Source organism: Thermanaerovibrio velox DSM 12556 (assembly GCF_000237825.1).
Taxonomy (GTDB): domain Bacteria; phylum Synergistota; class Synergistia; order Synergistales; family Synergistaceae; genus Thermanaerovibrio; species Thermanaerovibrio velox.
In genome coordinates, this window is record NZ_CM001377.1 from 1,725,405 (window position 1) to 1,739,092 (window position 13,688).

The window sequence follows — 13,688 nt, forward strand, 5'->3', positions numbered from 1 at the left end:
GCCCCAGGGCCCTCAGGTAATGCTCGGGGGGTATTGGGCCTCGAACTCCCCCAGGATCCCCCTGAGGCGTTCGTCCAGGAAGGCCATCGCCTGATCCCGCAACGCCCTCGGTATCCCGTAGAAGGCCTCCGCCACGGAGCCCGCCACGGCCCCAAGGGTATCCGTGTCCCCCCCTAAGGACACGGCGTTCCGCACCGCCTCCTCGAAGCTCCGGGACTCAAAGAAGGCCTGCAGGGCCTGGGGAACCGTGTCCTCACAGGCGGAGCTGAAGGAGTATCCCTCCCTTATCTCATCCAGGGTGAAGCCCGTGGGATAGTAGTTGTCTTGCACGTGCCTCCGCATATCCTCCAGGGATGCCCCGGAGCGGGCCAGGAACACCGCGGAGGCCACCGCCTCCGCCCCCTTAATGGCCTCCGGATGGTCATGGGTCACCCTGGTGACCTCAAAGGCGAGCTCCCTGGCCTCCTCAAGGCCCCTGGCGGCGAAACCGCAGGGGCTCACCCTCATGGCGGCCCCGTTGCCCCGGCTCCCGTAAGGGGCGGGCTCGGGGGACGAGAGCCAGCGGGCGAACATGGAGCCGTAACCCCGGTCCGGGTAGAGCCTCCCAAGCTCCCTCATGCACCTCACCGCGTTATCCCCCACCAGGGAGACGATACCCCGGCTAACCAGGATCGCCTTCGCCACGGCGAGGGTCATCACGGTGTCATCGGTGAACCGGCACCGGGGGTGGAAGAGCTCGAAATCCCTACCCTTGTGCCCGGTCCTCTCGAACCGGGAGCCCACGATGTCCCCTATTATGGCTCCCAACATACAACGTCCCCCCTCACCTTGATGACAAGCGCAACCCCGCCCCCCAGGACGGGGCGCTGCCCTGCGGCGTCCAACCCCTGGATCTGCTCGAAACGAACCGGCACCTCCAGCAGGCCCCCCTGGAGGCCGGCTGCCCCCCTACTCCCAGTAGCCCTCCCCGGAGAGATCCTGGGCCTCAATCTCCCCGGAGGGGACCGCCTCCACCCCCTTGAGGCGCCTCTCTATGGTCTTGGTCTTGCCGCTCACCTTTTCAAGGTGGTTACCCGCCTCCTGGATCTTCTTCTGGGCCTTCTCCAGGAGATCCCCGAACTTGCCGAACTCCGTCTTGACTTGGCCTAAAAGGTTCCACACCTCCGAGGAACGCTGCTGGATCGCCAAGGTCCTAAATCCCATCTGGAGGCTGTTCAAAAAGGCCCCCAACACCGTGGGCCCCACCGGCACAACCCGGTGCTGGGTCATGAGCCGGTCCAACAGCCCGTCCGCCCGAAGGGCCTCCGCGTAAAGCCCCTCCACCGGGAGGTACATGATCGCAAAATCCGTGGTCCTAGGAGGACACACGTACTTATCCCTTATCTTCTTGGCCTCCTCCTCGAGCCTCTTAAGAAGGGCGTTTCGGCTGGCCTCCGCCCTCCCCCGATCCCCCTCCTCCAAGGCGCTCTCCAACCGCTGGTAGTCCTCCTGGGGGAACTTGGCGTCTATGGGAAGCCACACCGGCTCCTGATCCCCCGGCAGCTTCACCGCGAACTCCACCTGGCCGCTACCCAAAGTCACGTTCTTGCCGTACTGCTCGGGGGTCAACAGCTGCTCCAACAGGTTGCCCAGCTGGACCTCCCCCCAGGTGCCCCTAACCTTAACGTTGGAAAGCACCCGCTTAAGGTCCCCCACGTCCCCCGCCAGGGTCTTCATCTCCCCAAGGCCCTGGTGAACCTTCTCAAGCCGCTCGGAAACGCTGCTGAAGGCCTCCCCAAGACGCTTCTCAAGGGCACTGTGCAGCTTCTCCTCCACCACCTCACGCATCCTGTCCAGCTTCTCCTCGCTGCTGCGCCTCATGTCCTCAACACCGGCGGTCATGGACTTCCTCACCTCGTCCAGGGACGTCCGAACCGTATCGTTTATCCCCAAGAGCCTGGAGTTCACCGTCTCGGAGAGCTCGCTGAGCCTCCCGGAGAAGCCGTTCATCCCCTCGTTCAAAGACCTCAAAACCGCCTCGTTCCCCCCGGAGAGCTTGGCGCTCACCGTCTCGGAGAGCTCGTTAAGCCTCCTCGAGAAGTCCATCATCCCATGGTTCAACACCTCAAGCTGCCTCTTGCCCGAGGACTCCACCGCCTCCCGAAGCTCCATCCGCTGATCCGACTGCCCCCGGGACAGCTCCTCCCGAAGGGCCCGGAGCTCCTGCCTTATGAGATCCCCCTCCCGCCTCAAGGACTCATCTAAACGGCTGAGCTGCCGTTCCAGCTCTTGGGCGCTTAAAACCCCCTTCATCATCCCAAGAACCCTCAGCAGTAGCCCCACCGACAGCAAGATACCGACCAACCCCAACGGGACTAAAATACCCCCCAAACCACCTCAACCCCCTCAACTTAAGCTAAATTTCGCATCCCATGCGCCCTTAACTGATATGATATTTCAAAGCCCCTGGGGGGCTCAAGGTGAATCCTTTGATCCTAAGCATGAAGCCAAAGGGGGGTCTTTGATGGTCTACGACCTTTACTCCATGTTCAAGAAGCAGGTGTTGGCGGCGGAACCGTACCTGGGGGCCAACTCGGAGCTCTTACCGATCTTCCTGGAGCCCAAGGAGGTTACGGAGTACACGCTGCCCCTTAGGATGTCCGACGGGTCGGTCCTGCCGGTGAAGGCCTGGCGCAGCCGGCACAACAACGCCCTAGGCCCCTACAAGGGGGGGGTCCGGTTCTACCGGGAGGCATCTCGGGAGGAGATAATGGCCCTCTCGGGATGGATGACCGTGAAGTGCTCCGCCGCGGGCCTGCCCTTCGGGGGGTCCAAGGGGGGCGTCAAGATAGACCCTCACCAGCTGGATCAGGAGGAGCTGGAGCGGCTCGCCAGGCTCTACGCCGCCGCCACCGCTCAGGACAGCGGGGAGGACGTGGAGATACCGGCCCCGGACGTGAACACCAACCCCCAGGTGATGGCCTGGTTCCTGGACACCTACGAGAAGCTCAAGGGCATCAACTCCCCTGCGGCCTTCACCGGGAAGCCGCCGGAGGTGGGGGGCTCCAAGGGACGGGGGGAGGCGGGGGCCATGGGGGGCTCCTTCGTGCTGGAGGAGTTCCTCAAGGGAAGGGGCCTGGACCCCCGGGATCTGAAGGTGGCGATCCAGGGCTACGGGAGCCTCGGGATAACCGCCCACAAAGCCTTGAGCTCCATGGGGCTCAAGGTGGTGGCCATATCGGACAGCCACGGGGGAGTCTACCGGGAGGGGGGGCTGGACCCGGAGGACCTGAGCGCCCACAAGATGATGACCGGCCTGCTCAAGGACTACAAGGACGCGGACAACATAGCGGGGGACGAGATATTCCAGGTGGACTGCCACATCCTGGTACCCGCGGCGCTGGAGTGCGCCATAACCGCTCACAACGCCGGATCGATAAGGGCCAAGGTGGTGCTTGAGCTGGCCAACGCCCCCACCACTCCCGAGGCGGATCAGATACTGCAAGCCGGCGGGACCGTGGTCATCCCGGACGTGCTGGCCAACTCCGGGGGGGTCACGGTGAGCTACTTCGAATGGGTCCAGTGCCGCTCCGGGGAGATGTGGCGGCAGCAGAAGGTGGTCCGCAAGCTCAAGGAGAAGCTCCGGGAGGCCATTGGGGAGACCATGGCCCTGTCGGACACGTACAAGATACCCTTGAGGACCGCCGCCTTCGTCCGGGGGGTAGGAAGGGTGCTCAGGGCGATGAAACTGAAGGGGATATGGCCGTAGGGTGATCCGGGGCGATGCGCCGGAGGTCCTTCTCGATAGCACTGCTGATCCTTTTGGTGCCGTTTGGGCTGCTCCTCCTGCTGAACCTGAGGTCCAGCAGGGCGGCCCTCTTCTGGCTTCTTAAGAGCTGGTCCCACGGGGGGCTCCTGGAGGAGCTCTTGAACCTCCTCCGGGACACCGCAAGGCAGGTCCTTAAGACCGCCGCCAGCCCCGTGATGGTGGCCGCCTACGGGACCATCGTGGGCATCATCATCCTGCTCGAAAACCGCAACCCCGACAGGACGGTGGCTTGGCTCATGGTACTGGCCTTCGTGCCCCTCCTGGGGCTTGGGCTTTACCTGCTCCTGGGCCCCCGGTTCGCCTCCGCCAAGAGGCTGAGGCAGCGGCACCTAATAACGTCCCGCAGGCGCCAGAGATCTCAAAGGCCCCTGGTATCATCCAGTGACCCGGGCCCTGGGGACGGGTTGGACGGGGCATCCAGGCTGCTGTCCCTCGTGGGGGAGTCGTTACCCCTGGGATACCGGGAGCTGCTGGTGACATCGGATTCCTCGTCCGCCTTCGGGGCCCTCTTCTCCGCCGTAGAGGGGGCCAGGGAGTTCGTCCACTGCGAGTTCTTCTCCATCTCGGACGACCGGACCGGACAGGCCTTTGGGGAACTCCTCAAGGCCAAGGCCCGGCAAGGGGTTCAGGTCCGGCTCCTTTACGACGGGGTTGGCAGCTGGGGGCTCCGGCACCGGTTCGTGGAGGACCTGAGGGAGGCGGGGGTGAAGACCGCCCCGTTCCTTCCCATATCGTTCCCCATGTTCCGCAGGGAGTTCAACTACAGGAACCACCGGAAGATCGCGGTGGTGGACGGGCAGGTGGGGTTCATCGGCGGTTTCAACATAGGGGACAAGTACATGGGGCTTTCAAAGCGCCTGAGTCCCTGGCGGGACACCATGGCGAGGTTCACGGGTCAGGCCGCCATGGGGCTGGACAACCTGTTCCGGAGGGACTGGCTCTTCGCCGCCTCGGAGGAGCTGCCCCTCCACACCCTTTGCCCCAAGCCCAGTCCCCCCTTCGTCCAGCTGGCCCAAGGAGGCCCCGACTCACCCCACGAGGACCTCATAAAGCACGCTTACCTGGCGGTGATAAACGGTTCCCGACGGCGCCTTTGGATCACCACCCCGTACCTGGTACCAGGCCAGGAGATCCTCTGGGCCCTCACCAACGCATCCCTCCGGGGGGTGGACGTGCGGGTGGTGATACCGTCCATCCCGGACCATTTCACCGTCTTCTGGGCATCCCGCTATCACGTAAGGGAGCTCCTGGAGTCGGGGGTACGGGTGTACCTGTATCGGCGGGGGTTCATCCACGCGAAGACCCTGATAGCGGACGACTCCACCGCATCGGTGGGAACGGTCAACATGGACGTTCGAAGCCTGGAGATAAACTACGAGGCCCAGGCCTTCGTGTTCGACCCCAGGGCGGTGGAGAGGCTGGAGGCGGACTTCGTAAAGGATTTCATGGACAGCCAGGAGGTAACGTTCGACCAGTGGCGGGATAGGCCCTTGGGGCACCGGCTCCTTGAGTCCTCATTCCGCCTCCTTTCCCCGGAGCTCTAGGCCGAATATGAGGTCGAACACCGTGACCTCCGGGGGGGCCAGCAGCCTCACCGGTGCCCCCCAGGTACCGGTGCCGGCGCTCACGTACATGAGGCTCTCCCGGAAGGGCCCCTTGAGCCCCACGAGCCCCATGGAGTGCCGGTAGGCGGAACGGGCCAGCAGGGAGAAGGGGAAGATCTGCCCCCCGTGAACGTGGCCGCAGAGCATGAGGTGGAACTTGCCGGCGGAGGCCCGCCGAAGGGCGGGACGGTGTTTCAGGCCTATGACGAAGGCCCCTTCCGGCCTCTTAAGCCCCTCCCAGAATCGGTCCTCCCCCTCCCGGTCCTCCCGGCTCAAGGAGGCCCTGGGGGCGTCATCCACCCCCGCCATGACCACCGGGCCGCTGGAGACCGCCTCGTTCCTCAGAACCTTAAAGCCGCAAAGCCGGTGGAACTCCTCCGCCATCCTATCCCCCGCGTAGTGTTCGTGATTCCCCAACACCGCAAAGGCCCCAAGGGGAGGGGCCACCGAACGCAGCTGCTCCGCCACGTCCTCTAGCCCCTCCGCCGGACCGTCCAACAGGTCCCCGGTGGAGACCAACATGTCCGGGCGCAGGTCCTTTATGGCGGCCACCAGGCGTCTCACGAAGGGCCTGTCGTTCACCATCCCAAGGTGCAGATCCGATATCTGGACCACCCGCAGGGATAGGCCCCTTGGGATGTCCGGCGAGGCGATTACGAACCGGCGGACCTGGACGGATGAGGCCTCCTTAAGCCCGAAGGCCACGGCTCCTATGGCCCCCACCAGGGAAAGCCAGAGGTCCAGAGGGGGCCTTAGGAAGGCGAAGGGCCAGGCGGGGGGAAGCCCCAGCATCACCAGGGGCAGCCAGAGGGCCCTAAGTGCCAGCACCACCCACACCAGCACCGCCCATAGGAAACAGAGGGGGACCATGAGGTACGACCCCTCCTCGAAAAGCCTGAAGAGCCACGAGAGCCCCGCGGGAACCCTTATGAGGTGGCGGATGAACGGGAAGGCCGCGAGGGGCACCAGGACTATCATGGCCGTAACCGCCCCATCGAATGGGTAGACCCATCTCCTGTAGGCCCACAAGGTCAACCCCAGCAGCAAGAAGGCCCCCAGGGCAGACAAGGAGTGCCCCAGCCTGTCCCGGCGGAGCGATTCAACGGCCCTCATCTTCCCGAACCCTGAAAGCCCCAAGGGGGAGGAACCTAGCGCAAAGGGCGGTCACCGCCACCGCCACGGAAAGCCGGGATAAGAGCAGGAGCCATCCGTTGGCCCCCACCGCCACGAAGACCATGGTGTCCTCCACCACCGCATGGCAAGCCACCAGGAAGAGCACCACCAGGAAACGGTCCTTGAAGGACAACCCCTCCTCCTCGGAGACCTGGATTATCACCCCCGCCCCATAGGCGAGCCCGAAGGCAAGCCCCACCAGAAGGGGAAGGGCTGCCCGCCTGGACATGCCGAGCAGCCTGGAGACCGGGGAGAAGAGCCCCAGCATCCTCTCCATCAGTTTGTAGTCCCGGGCCAGCTGCATGAGGATCATGAGGGGCACCACGATCACCGCCAGGTTCTTGACCGTCTTAAAAGCCCCTAGGGTTATCTTGAAAGCCAGCTCCATGATCAGCCCCCCCAAGCCATGCCCAAGACCATCCCCGCCGCGGACGCCATGAGCACCCTTATGGCCGCCATTAGCCAAAAGGAGAGCCCGAGCCTTCGGCACAGGGCCCCCTCCACGAATAGGTTGTGGGAAAAGGACAGCATCAGGGCCAGGGTGGTTATCTGGTGTCCCGTGAGCGCCAGGGCCTTCATGGCCCCTATGGCGGCGTACAGGTTAAGGGCGTTCCCTATCACCAACACCATGGCGGCCTCCCCGGGAAGCCCGAAAAACCGCATGAGGGGCTCACAGGCCCTGGATATCCAGCCAATCACAGGGGTGGCCCCCAAGAGGGACACCACGATGTAAACCGGAACAGATATCTTAACCAGCGTCCAAGTGGTCTTGAGCCCAAGACGCAGCCCCCGGACCAAGGAACCCTTGAAAAACTCCCAACCTCCGTCCAAACCTCATCCCCCCCGACGGGGAATAGATTAACACATTCCACCCCGAAGCACACGGACCAAGGATCCATCAGCTGCCCCCTTTGACCTTTTGAACGGTTAGACTTATCCTGAAGCTTACCAAACACGGGAGGATGCGGGATAAGACATGACTCTGTTAGGACTATTCCTTGGATTAGTTACCGCTTGTCTTTGGGCGCTGTCCCCCATACTGCTCAAGGTGGGGATGAGGGGGGTGAGACGGGAGGACATAAACCCCATGCGGTCCTTTGGGTTCTTAGGCGGTATGACCCTGATAGCCCTGGCGTCTCGGTCCGGGGGGTTCGTTCCGTCCACCCTTTGGGCGGTGCCGCTGGTGGTGGTCAACGTATACCTTGGCAACGTGCTGGGGGACTACCTTTACTTCGGGGCCATAAAGGAGCTGGGGGTGAGCAGGGCTGTTGCGGTGGGGAGTTCCTATCCTCTCATGGTGATGATCGTATCCTCCCTGTGGCTTGGGGAGAGGCCCTCGATCTGGCACGCGGGGGCCACCCTGGCCATAGTGGCGGGGCTTGCCCTCCTTAGGATGGAGAGGTCCCGGGAGGAGGCGGAGGCCTATCCTCTCAAGGGTTACGTTAAGGCCCTGTCCGCTTCCCTATGCTGGGGTGTGAGCATCCCGATAACCAAGTGGCTCGTGACCAGCGGGGGATTCTCCCCGGTGGGGGCCAACTGGTGGAGGTCTTTGGCGCTCTTCGTGATCGCCTGGGGCATGTGGTTCCTGGGTCCGGGCAAGCAGCGTAGCCGGAGGGCGGCGCTGCTCAAGATACCCCTTAAGACGTGGCTCGTGCTCAACGCCTCCGGTGCGGTGGGGTTGGCCCTGGGGGGCTACACCTTTGCGGTGGCCCTGAGGATATGCCCCGCGTCGCTCATAACCCCCATAACCGCCTCCAGCCCTCTCATAACCGCCCTGGCGGCGGTGTGGTTCATGAAGGAGCGGCTGGCAAGGCACCAGTGGATAGGGGTGGGCATGGTGGTCCTGGGCTCTGGGGTTATAGGGATACTTTGAGCTAGCCCTTGACGTCCAGGCGCCCCTTGGGGGGGGAGGTCCGACGGGGAGGCTCCAGGGAATCCTCTGGGCGGGGCTCCGGGGGCAAAAGGTCTATCATGGCCTTGACGGAGGAGTATATCTCCTCCAGCTCCGCGGGTTCCAGGGGCTCGTTGGCGATCCGGGAGCGCCGCTTGCCCTTTATCAGGTAGTAGTCGTCCAGCAGGGCCTCCACGTTGCCCATGAACTTAAGGGAGGCCTTCTGGAACTCCTTGGTGTAGTGGTCCAGCAGCTCCTGGTTGCCGTTGGCCCGGGCCTGGTCGATCCTGTCCGCCAGGGTGGAAAGCACCGCCACCAGGCGCTCGGCGTTAAAGGCGCACCTTTTGATCCGCTCCGCCGGGGAGCCCTGTGGAGTATCGGCGGTAACGCTCAAGACAACACCTCCGAAAGGCATGTGGAGTGATTTGCGGCTTTATTATACTTCGGAACGGCGGTGAGAATCCATGAAGGGGCTTGTAAGGTCGCTTAGGCACAGGAACTTCCGGCTCTTCTTCACTGGCCAGGCCATATCGCTCACCGGGTTTTGGATGCAGAAGGTGGGCACCGGCTGGCTGGTGTACCGGCTCACCAGCTCCCCCATGGCGCTTGGGACCGTGGACTTCGCCGCCTCGATCCCCATGTTGTTTCTAACCCCCTTCACCGGGGCGCTGCTTGATCGGTGGGACCTTAAGTCCGTGCTGTTCCTGTGTCAGGCCCTGTGCGCCCTTCAGGCCCTGGCGTTAGGGGTGTTGACCCTGACGGGGCTCATATCCTACTGGCACGTGATACTCCTAAGCCTGGCCATGGGGGTCATAAACTCCTTCGAGATGCCCACCAGGCACTCCCTGGTGCCCTACCTTCTGGAGGACCGATCGGACCTTGGGAACGCCCTGGCACTGAACTCCTCCCTTTTCAACCTGGCCCGTCTGGTGGGTCCCAGCGTGGCGGGCTTCGCCATAGCCAAGATGGGGGAGGGGTTCTGCTTCATGGCCAACGCGGCCTCTTACCTGGCCACCCTTAAGGCCATAAGGATGATGCGGCTGCCCCACAAGACGAGGCCCGAAGGGGAGAGGTCTTCGCCCCTTCAGGACATCTCGGAGGGCTGGCGATACGGCTCCTCCAACCGGGTCATAAGGGCGGTGCTGCTCGCCATGACGGCCCTCTCGTTCTTCGCCTTCCCATATCTTGTGATGCTCCCCGCGGTGGCGAAGGACGTGCTCCAGGGGGACAGCAGGACCCTGGGGTTCCTCACCTCCGCCACCGGAGTCGGGGGGATAACGGGGTCCCTGTTCATGGCCTCCGGCGCCATGGGGATGGACCTAACCCGCCTGCTCCCGAGGGCCACCGTGGCGTTCGGGGCCGCCCTGGTGGTCTTTGGGCTCTCAAGCTCTCCCCTGCCATCCATGCTCTCCGTGGGCGCCGCCGGGTTCTTCATGGTCCTGTGCCTCATAGGGGCCAACACCCTGCTGCAGCTCACCTCCGAGGACTCCAAGAGAAGCCGGGTAATGGGGCTCTACATCCTATCCGTGATGGGCATGGGGCCCTTCGGAAGCCTCATAATAGGCGGCATCTCCAAGGCCTTGACCGTCGGCACCGCCCTGTCCGTCGGGGGAGCCATGACCGCCCTGTGCGGCCTGGGGCTCTTCAGGGCCTTCAGGCCGGGGAAACCCCAGGATCTCTAAAGGGGAAACCCATCCGACCCGCCACCTCCCGGATGTGGAGCCTCATGAGGCGCTCCGCCTCATCCGCATCACCGGCGGACAGGGCGTTTATCACCGCCTGGTGGTCCATCGTGGAGGCCCTGCCCTCCCCCACCTCTTCGGCGAAGAGGTCCCGGTGGAACACCGCGAACGCAAAGGTCTTGGCCAGCGGACGCTCCAGGCACTCCCGCAAGGTCCTGCTCCCCGATGACTCCGCCACCAGCCGGTGGAAGCTCCAGTTGGCGTCTATGTAGGCCTCCAGATCCATCCCCTTCACCGCCGCGATCTCCCGGTGAAGCTCCTCCTCAAGGCGCCTTATCACCGATGGCTTCATCCGCAAGGCCCCCTTCCGGGCCGCCATGCCCTCGAGGACCTCCCTTATCTCGAAGGCATCCCGTATCTCATCCTCCGAGGGATCCGCCACCCAGGCCCCCCCGTTCCTCACCACGTTTATGAGGCCGTCCGCATCAAGCCTCCTGAAGGCCTCCCTCACCGGGGTCCTGCTTATGCCCAAAAGGTCCGCCAGCCCGTTCTCGTAAAGCCTCTCCCCGGGCTTGAGCTCCCCCAACATTATCTTCCGCCGAACCACCCTGTAGGCCTCGTCGGCGGCGGTTGAACCGATCAACAAGTCCCTTCCCCTCCTTCTTCAAAACCCACGGCCCGGAGGTCCCTCCTGTCTATGGCCTCGTTGGACAGCCGGTCCGCCTGCCGGTTCTCCTCCCTGGGAATCCACTTGAAGGATACCTCGAGCCCCCGGCAAAGTTCCCGAACCCTGGAGGCCAGCGCCCTTAAATGGGGCATGTTTATCTTCCACTTCCCGGTGACCTGGCTTATCACCAGCTGGCTGTCCCCCATGACCAAAACCGACCTTATCCCCCTGCGGCGCACCTCCTCCAAGAGGGCTATCAAGGCCTGATACTCCGCCTCGTTGTTGGTCCGGTGACCGAGGAACCCCCGGTACTCCCAGATCACGGATCCGCCGTCGTCCACAAGGAGCGCCCCGGCACCGGCAACGCCGGGGTTGCCCCTGGAGGCTCCGTCAAAATACCCCTTTACCAAACTCATCTCCGCCTTTCGCGCCAAACGGATCAGCCGCTGTGGCATCATCTAAAATGTTATATAATCTCTGGAAAACAAGGCCCCTTGCAAGAAGGGAGGGTACCGGGTGATATACGTCTTCAAAAGCCATAGGGACCTCATATCCGCCAGGGAAGACATACTGAAAACCCTGCGGGAGCTCAACCCCGCTAGGGCCCTGCGAATCTACGTGGCCATCAACGAGGCCCTCAACAACGCCTTCTTTCACGGCAAGGCCCCGGTAACCCTTAAGATAGAAAAGGATACCAAAGAATCGGGAAAAGGGGAACGGCTTGTCATATCCGTTTCCTGCGGCGGAAGTGGTTTTACCCCGCCAAAGGGGCTTCCGGAAGACCACGTGCCCAACGGCAGGGGTCTTTACCTGATGCGGGCTATGGCGAACAGCGTTCGGTTCGAGGACCGGGGGAGACGGGTCGTCATGGAGTGCCCCACGGGGGATTCATCGTCCCGGGGTTGAACCGTGGGGATCCGGGGCGGCATGGACAAGGACTTAAATCAACCTGGGAGGGACTCAGGTTTCTGCAAAGGGGGAGCTGCCATGAGCTACCAGGTTTCTCTAGAAGACCAGGCTGTAAGGGTAACGGTTCAAGGACATCTCTACGTGGAGGACGCGGCGGACCTGAAGGGACTGCTGTTCGAACACATAGACGAGGGACGCTGCAACTTCATCTTCGACTTCAACAAGCTGGACTACATCGACAGCGCCGGGCTCGGGCTCCTCATAAGCATCCAGAAGCGGGTAGTGCCCATGGGGGGCAAGGTGTTGGCCCTGGGGGCCCACGGGATCGTGAGGGAGATATTCGAGCTCACCAGGCTGGACAGGATATTCTTCCCAAGGTAAAGGGGCGGGGAGGCGCTACCCCCGCCCCTTTGGGAGGAGCATCTCTAAGCTAACCCACCAGGGAACCGAACAGCATCCCCGCCACGGTGGAGAGCAGAACCACCAGGACCAGGTAGGTGACGGTCTTCTTGGGCCCCAGTATGCTGTTTATGACCAGCATGCTGGGCAGGGAGAGGGCAGGCCCCGCCAGGAGCAGCGCCAGCGCCGGGCCCTTGCCCATGCCGGCCCCCATGAGGCCCTGCAGTATCGGGACCTCCGTCAGGGTGGCGAAGTACATGAACGCACCGGAGACGGAGGCGAACAGGTTGGCCCATATGGAATTACCACCCACCAACATGGCCACGTAGCGGCTTGGGATAAGCGCCTCGTGGCCGGGACGGCCAAGCAGGAACCCCGCCACCATGACGCCGCCGAAGAGCAGGGGCATCACCTGAAGGGCGTAGCCCCAGGTGGAGTTGAACCACTCCCTTCTCTCCTCGGAGCTGAACCAGGCAGCGGAAGAGAAGACGGTCATGCCAAGGCCCAACAAGGCAACGTACCACTTAACGGAGTATATGCTCCGCCAGAGCTGGTTGTCCGTCTTGGGGGAAGCCCAGTTGGCGAACACCAGGAATATAACCATGCCGGCCATGTAGAACACGGTCTTCCAAAGGGGCCTCCCGGAGTAATCCTCTGGGAGCTGGGCAAAACCCTCCTGACGGACCATCTCCTCCTTCCGGAATAGGAAGGCCATGATCAGCCCTATCACCACGCTGAAGACGATCCGCCCCCACCGCCCGGGCAAGCCCCATCTGGAAACCCAGGATCCGGGCGGTCATGACTATGGCCAACACGTTTATGGCAGGTCCCGAGTACAGGAACGATGTGGCAGGACCAAGGCCGGCGCCGCGCTTGTATATGCCCGCGAAAAGGGGCAGCACCGTGCAGGAGCAGACCGCCAGTATGGTTCCCGAAACCGATGCCACCGAGTACGCCACCCATTTCTTAGCGGAGGCCCCTAGGTACTTCATCACCGACTGCTGGCTTACGAAGACCGAGATGGCACCGGCGATGAAAAAGGCGGGGATGAGGCAGAACAGCACGTGCTCCCGAGCGTAGTCGGACATCATGGCCACGGACTCGTAAAGCCCCGCCATGACCCGGGGGTGCCCCTCGGGGAGGAAGTAAAAGACCAGGAAGAACGCCAATATGCCAAGGAACTTGTTCCTGTCGCTCATGGAATCATCTCCATATCCTTACGTTATTTGAACTCAACTTGAACCTTCGTGGCATATATTTCACCTATGCACCCCTTAAAAGGGCCCCTCGGGGCCCCTTTAGGTCCAGGCTAAATATCGGATAGCAGCTCCTTCACCCTCTCATACGTGGGCAGCTGACCCGCTATGAGCACCTTACGGTCCACCGCCAGAGCCGGGGTGGACATGACGCCGAAGTCCATTATCTCGTTTATGTCGCTCACCTTTCGGATCTGGCAGTTCAACCCCAGCTCCGCCGCGGCCTTCTCCGCCATCTCCTGAAGCTTCTTGCACTTAGGACAACCGGTTCCCAGTATCTGGATCTCCATCTTTAAAAC

At 62.8% G+C, this 13,688-nt stretch carries 15 protein-coding genes and 1 pseudogene; 6 read left to right on the forward strand and 10 right to left on the reverse strand.

What is annotated here, in order from left to right; all coding sequences use genetic code 11:
* Positions 1-12 precede the first annotated feature (12 nt).
* Together THEVEDRAFT_RS08305 and THEVEDRAFT_RS08310 are read right to left on the reverse strand one after the other, a co-directional pair.
* Positions 13-810, reverse strand: a complete 798-nt coding sequence (locus THEVEDRAFT_RS08305) for an ADP-ribosylglycohydrolase family protein (protein ID WP_006584281.1) — start codon at positions 808-810, stop codon at positions 13-15.
* Between the two features lie 138 nt (positions 811-948).
* Positions 949-2,349, reverse strand: coding sequence for a DNA recombination protein RmuC (locus THEVEDRAFT_RS08310; protein ID WP_245522655.1), 1,401 nt, complete (start codon positions 2,347-2,349; stop codon positions 949-951).
* Between the two features lie 154 nt (positions 2,350-2,503).
* Between THEVEDRAFT_RS08310 and THEVEDRAFT_RS08315 the strand changes: the two genes are divergently transcribed.
* Entirely contained in the window at positions 2,504-3,748 is a 1,245-nt protein-coding gene (locus tag THEVEDRAFT_RS08315; RefSeq protein ID WP_006584283.1) for a Glu/Leu/Phe/Val family dehydrogenase, read from the forward strand.
* Between the two features lie 14 nt (positions 3,749-3,762).
* The gene (gene cls, locus THEVEDRAFT_RS08320) at positions 3,763-5,352 is read left to right on the forward strand and encodes a cardiolipin synthase (protein WP_006584284.1); all 1,590 of its coding nucleotides are present in this window, start codon (positions 3,763-3,765) and stop codon (positions 5,350-5,352) included.
* On the opposite strand, the gene THEVEDRAFT_RS08325 is transcribed toward cls, so the two are convergent.
* From THEVEDRAFT_RS08325 to THEVEDRAFT_RS08335, 3 genes are read right to left on the reverse strand one after another with little or no spacing between them, the layout of a single operon-like run.
* A complete protein-coding gene (locus THEVEDRAFT_RS08325; RefSeq protein ID WP_156787149.1) occupies positions 5,323-6,525 on the reverse strand; it encodes a metallophosphoesterase in 1,203 nt (400 codons plus the stop codon). The two genes, cls and THEVEDRAFT_RS08325, sit on opposite strands and share 30 nt — an antisense overlap.
* Positions 6,512-6,973: a nucleoside recognition domain-containing protein gene (locus THEVEDRAFT_RS08330; protein ID WP_006584286.1), complete on the reverse strand. Its 462-nt coding sequence runs from the start codon at positions 6,971-6,973 to the stop codon at positions 6,512-6,514. The genes THEVEDRAFT_RS08325 and THEVEDRAFT_RS08330 overlap by 14 nt, the downstream gene beginning before the upstream one ends.
* Positions 6,974-6,975: 2 nt before the next feature.
* Positions 6,976-7,416 (reverse strand): nucleoside recognition domain-containing protein, encoded by a 441-nt coding sequence (locus tag THEVEDRAFT_RS08335; protein ID WP_006584287.1) that lies wholly within the window; start codon positions 7,414-7,416, stop codon positions 6,976-6,978.
* Positions 7,417-7,561: 145 nt separating this feature from the next.
* Here THEVEDRAFT_RS08335 and THEVEDRAFT_RS08340 point away from each other — a divergent pair, with 145 nt between their 5' ends.
* Complete coding sequence (locus THEVEDRAFT_RS08340; RefSeq protein WP_006584288.1) at positions 7,562-8,458, forward strand: DMT family transporter; 897 nt, start codon at positions 7,562-7,564, stop codon at positions 8,456-8,458.
* 1 nt (position 8,459) lies between these two features.
* Here the strand turns inward: THEVEDRAFT_RS08340 and THEVEDRAFT_RS08345 are convergent, their stop codons facing one another.
* A complete protein-coding gene (locus THEVEDRAFT_RS08345; RefSeq protein ID WP_006584289.1) occupies positions 8,460-8,870 on the reverse strand; it encodes a hypothetical protein in 411 nt (136 codons plus the stop codon).
* Positions 8,871-8,940: 70 nt separating this feature from the next.
* On the opposite strand from THEVEDRAFT_RS08345, the gene THEVEDRAFT_RS08350 reads away from it, so the two are divergent.
* Complete coding sequence (locus THEVEDRAFT_RS08350) at positions 8,941-10,158, forward strand: MFS transporter (protein WP_006584290.1); 1,218 nt, start codon at positions 8,941-8,943, stop codon at positions 10,156-10,158.
* Here THEVEDRAFT_RS08350 and THEVEDRAFT_RS08355 read toward each other — a convergent pair.
* A complete protein-coding gene (locus tag THEVEDRAFT_RS08355; protein ID WP_006584291.1) occupies positions 10,130-10,804 on the reverse strand; it encodes a GntR family transcriptional regulator in 675 nt (224 codons plus the stop codon). The genes THEVEDRAFT_RS08350 and THEVEDRAFT_RS08355 overlap by 29 nt on opposite strands.
* Complete coding sequence (locus tag THEVEDRAFT_RS08360; RefSeq protein ID WP_245522656.1) at positions 10,798-11,241, reverse strand: ribonuclease HI family protein; 444 nt, start codon at positions 11,239-11,241, stop codon at positions 10,798-10,800. Before THEVEDRAFT_RS08360 ends, THEVEDRAFT_RS08355 begins: the two co-directional genes overlap by 7 nt.
* Positions 11,242-11,341: 100 nt before the next feature.
* On the opposite strand from THEVEDRAFT_RS08360, the gene THEVEDRAFT_RS08365 reads away from it, so the two are divergent.
* Together THEVEDRAFT_RS08365 and THEVEDRAFT_RS08370 are read left to right on the forward strand one after the other, a co-directional pair.
* Entirely contained in the window at positions 11,342-11,731 is a 390-nt protein-coding gene (locus tag THEVEDRAFT_RS08365) for an ATP-binding protein (RefSeq protein WP_006584293.1), read from the forward strand.
* A gap of 81 nt (positions 11,732-11,812) precedes the next feature.
* A complete protein-coding gene (locus THEVEDRAFT_RS08370) occupies positions 11,813-12,115 on the forward strand; it encodes an STAS domain-containing protein (protein WP_006584294.1) in 303 nt (100 codons plus the stop codon).
* Between the two features lie 49 nt (positions 12,116-12,164).
* Here the strand turns inward: THEVEDRAFT_RS08370 and THEVEDRAFT_RS08375 are convergent.
* Positions 12,165-13,332 (reverse strand): annotated as a pseudogene (locus THEVEDRAFT_RS08375) (permease).
* A gap of 110 nt (positions 13,333-13,442) precedes the next feature.
* A complete protein-coding gene (locus tag THEVEDRAFT_RS08380) occupies positions 13,443-13,679 on the reverse strand; it encodes a thioredoxin family protein (RefSeq protein WP_006584296.1) in 237 nt (78 codons plus the stop codon).
* Positions 13,680-13,688 lie beyond the last annotated feature (9 nt).

Excerpts from the sequence above, each read along its gene's own strand:
- THEVEDRAFT_RS08315 (WP_006584283.1), top strand. The coding sequence starts at position 2,504 with ATGGTCTACGACCTTTACTCCATGTTCAAGAAGCAGGTGTTGGCGGCG.
- THEVEDRAFT_RS08340 (WP_006584288.1), top strand. The coding sequence starts at position 7,562 with ATGACTCTGTTAGGACTATTCCTTGGATTAGTTACCGCTTGTCTTTGG.
- THEVEDRAFT_RS08380 (WP_006584296.1), bottom strand. The coding sequence starts at position 13,679 with ATGGAGATCCAGATACTGGGAACCGGTTGTCCTAAGTGCAAGAAGCTT.
- THEVEDRAFT_RS08305 (WP_006584281.1), bottom strand. The coding sequence starts at position 810 with ATGTTGGGAGCCATAATAGGGGACATCGTGGGCTCCCGGTTCGAGAGG.
- THEVEDRAFT_RS08325 (WP_156787149.1), bottom strand. The coding sequence starts at position 6,525 with ATGAGGGCCGTTGAATCGCTCCGCCGGGACAGGCTGGGGCACTCCTTG.
- THEVEDRAFT_RS08350 (WP_006584290.1), top strand. The coding sequence starts at position 8,941 with ATGAAGGGGCTTGTAAGGTCGCTTAGGCACAGGAACTTCCGGCTCTTC.
- THEVEDRAFT_RS08330 (WP_006584286.1), bottom strand. The coding sequence starts at position 6,973 with ATGGAGCTGGCTTTCAAGATAACCCTAGGGGCTTTTAAGACGGTCAAG.
- THEVEDRAFT_RS08360 (WP_245522656.1), bottom strand. The coding sequence starts at position 11,241 with ATGAGTTTGGTAAAGGGGTATTTTGACGGAGCCTCCAGGGGCAACCCC.
- THEVEDRAFT_RS08370 (WP_006584294.1), top strand. The coding sequence starts at position 11,813 with ATGAGCTACCAGGTTTCTCTAGAAGACCAGGCTGTAAGGGTAACGGTT.
- cls (WP_006584284.1), top strand. The coding sequence starts at position 3,763 with ATGCGCCGGAGGTCCTTCTCGATAGCACTGCTGATCCTTTTGGTGCCG.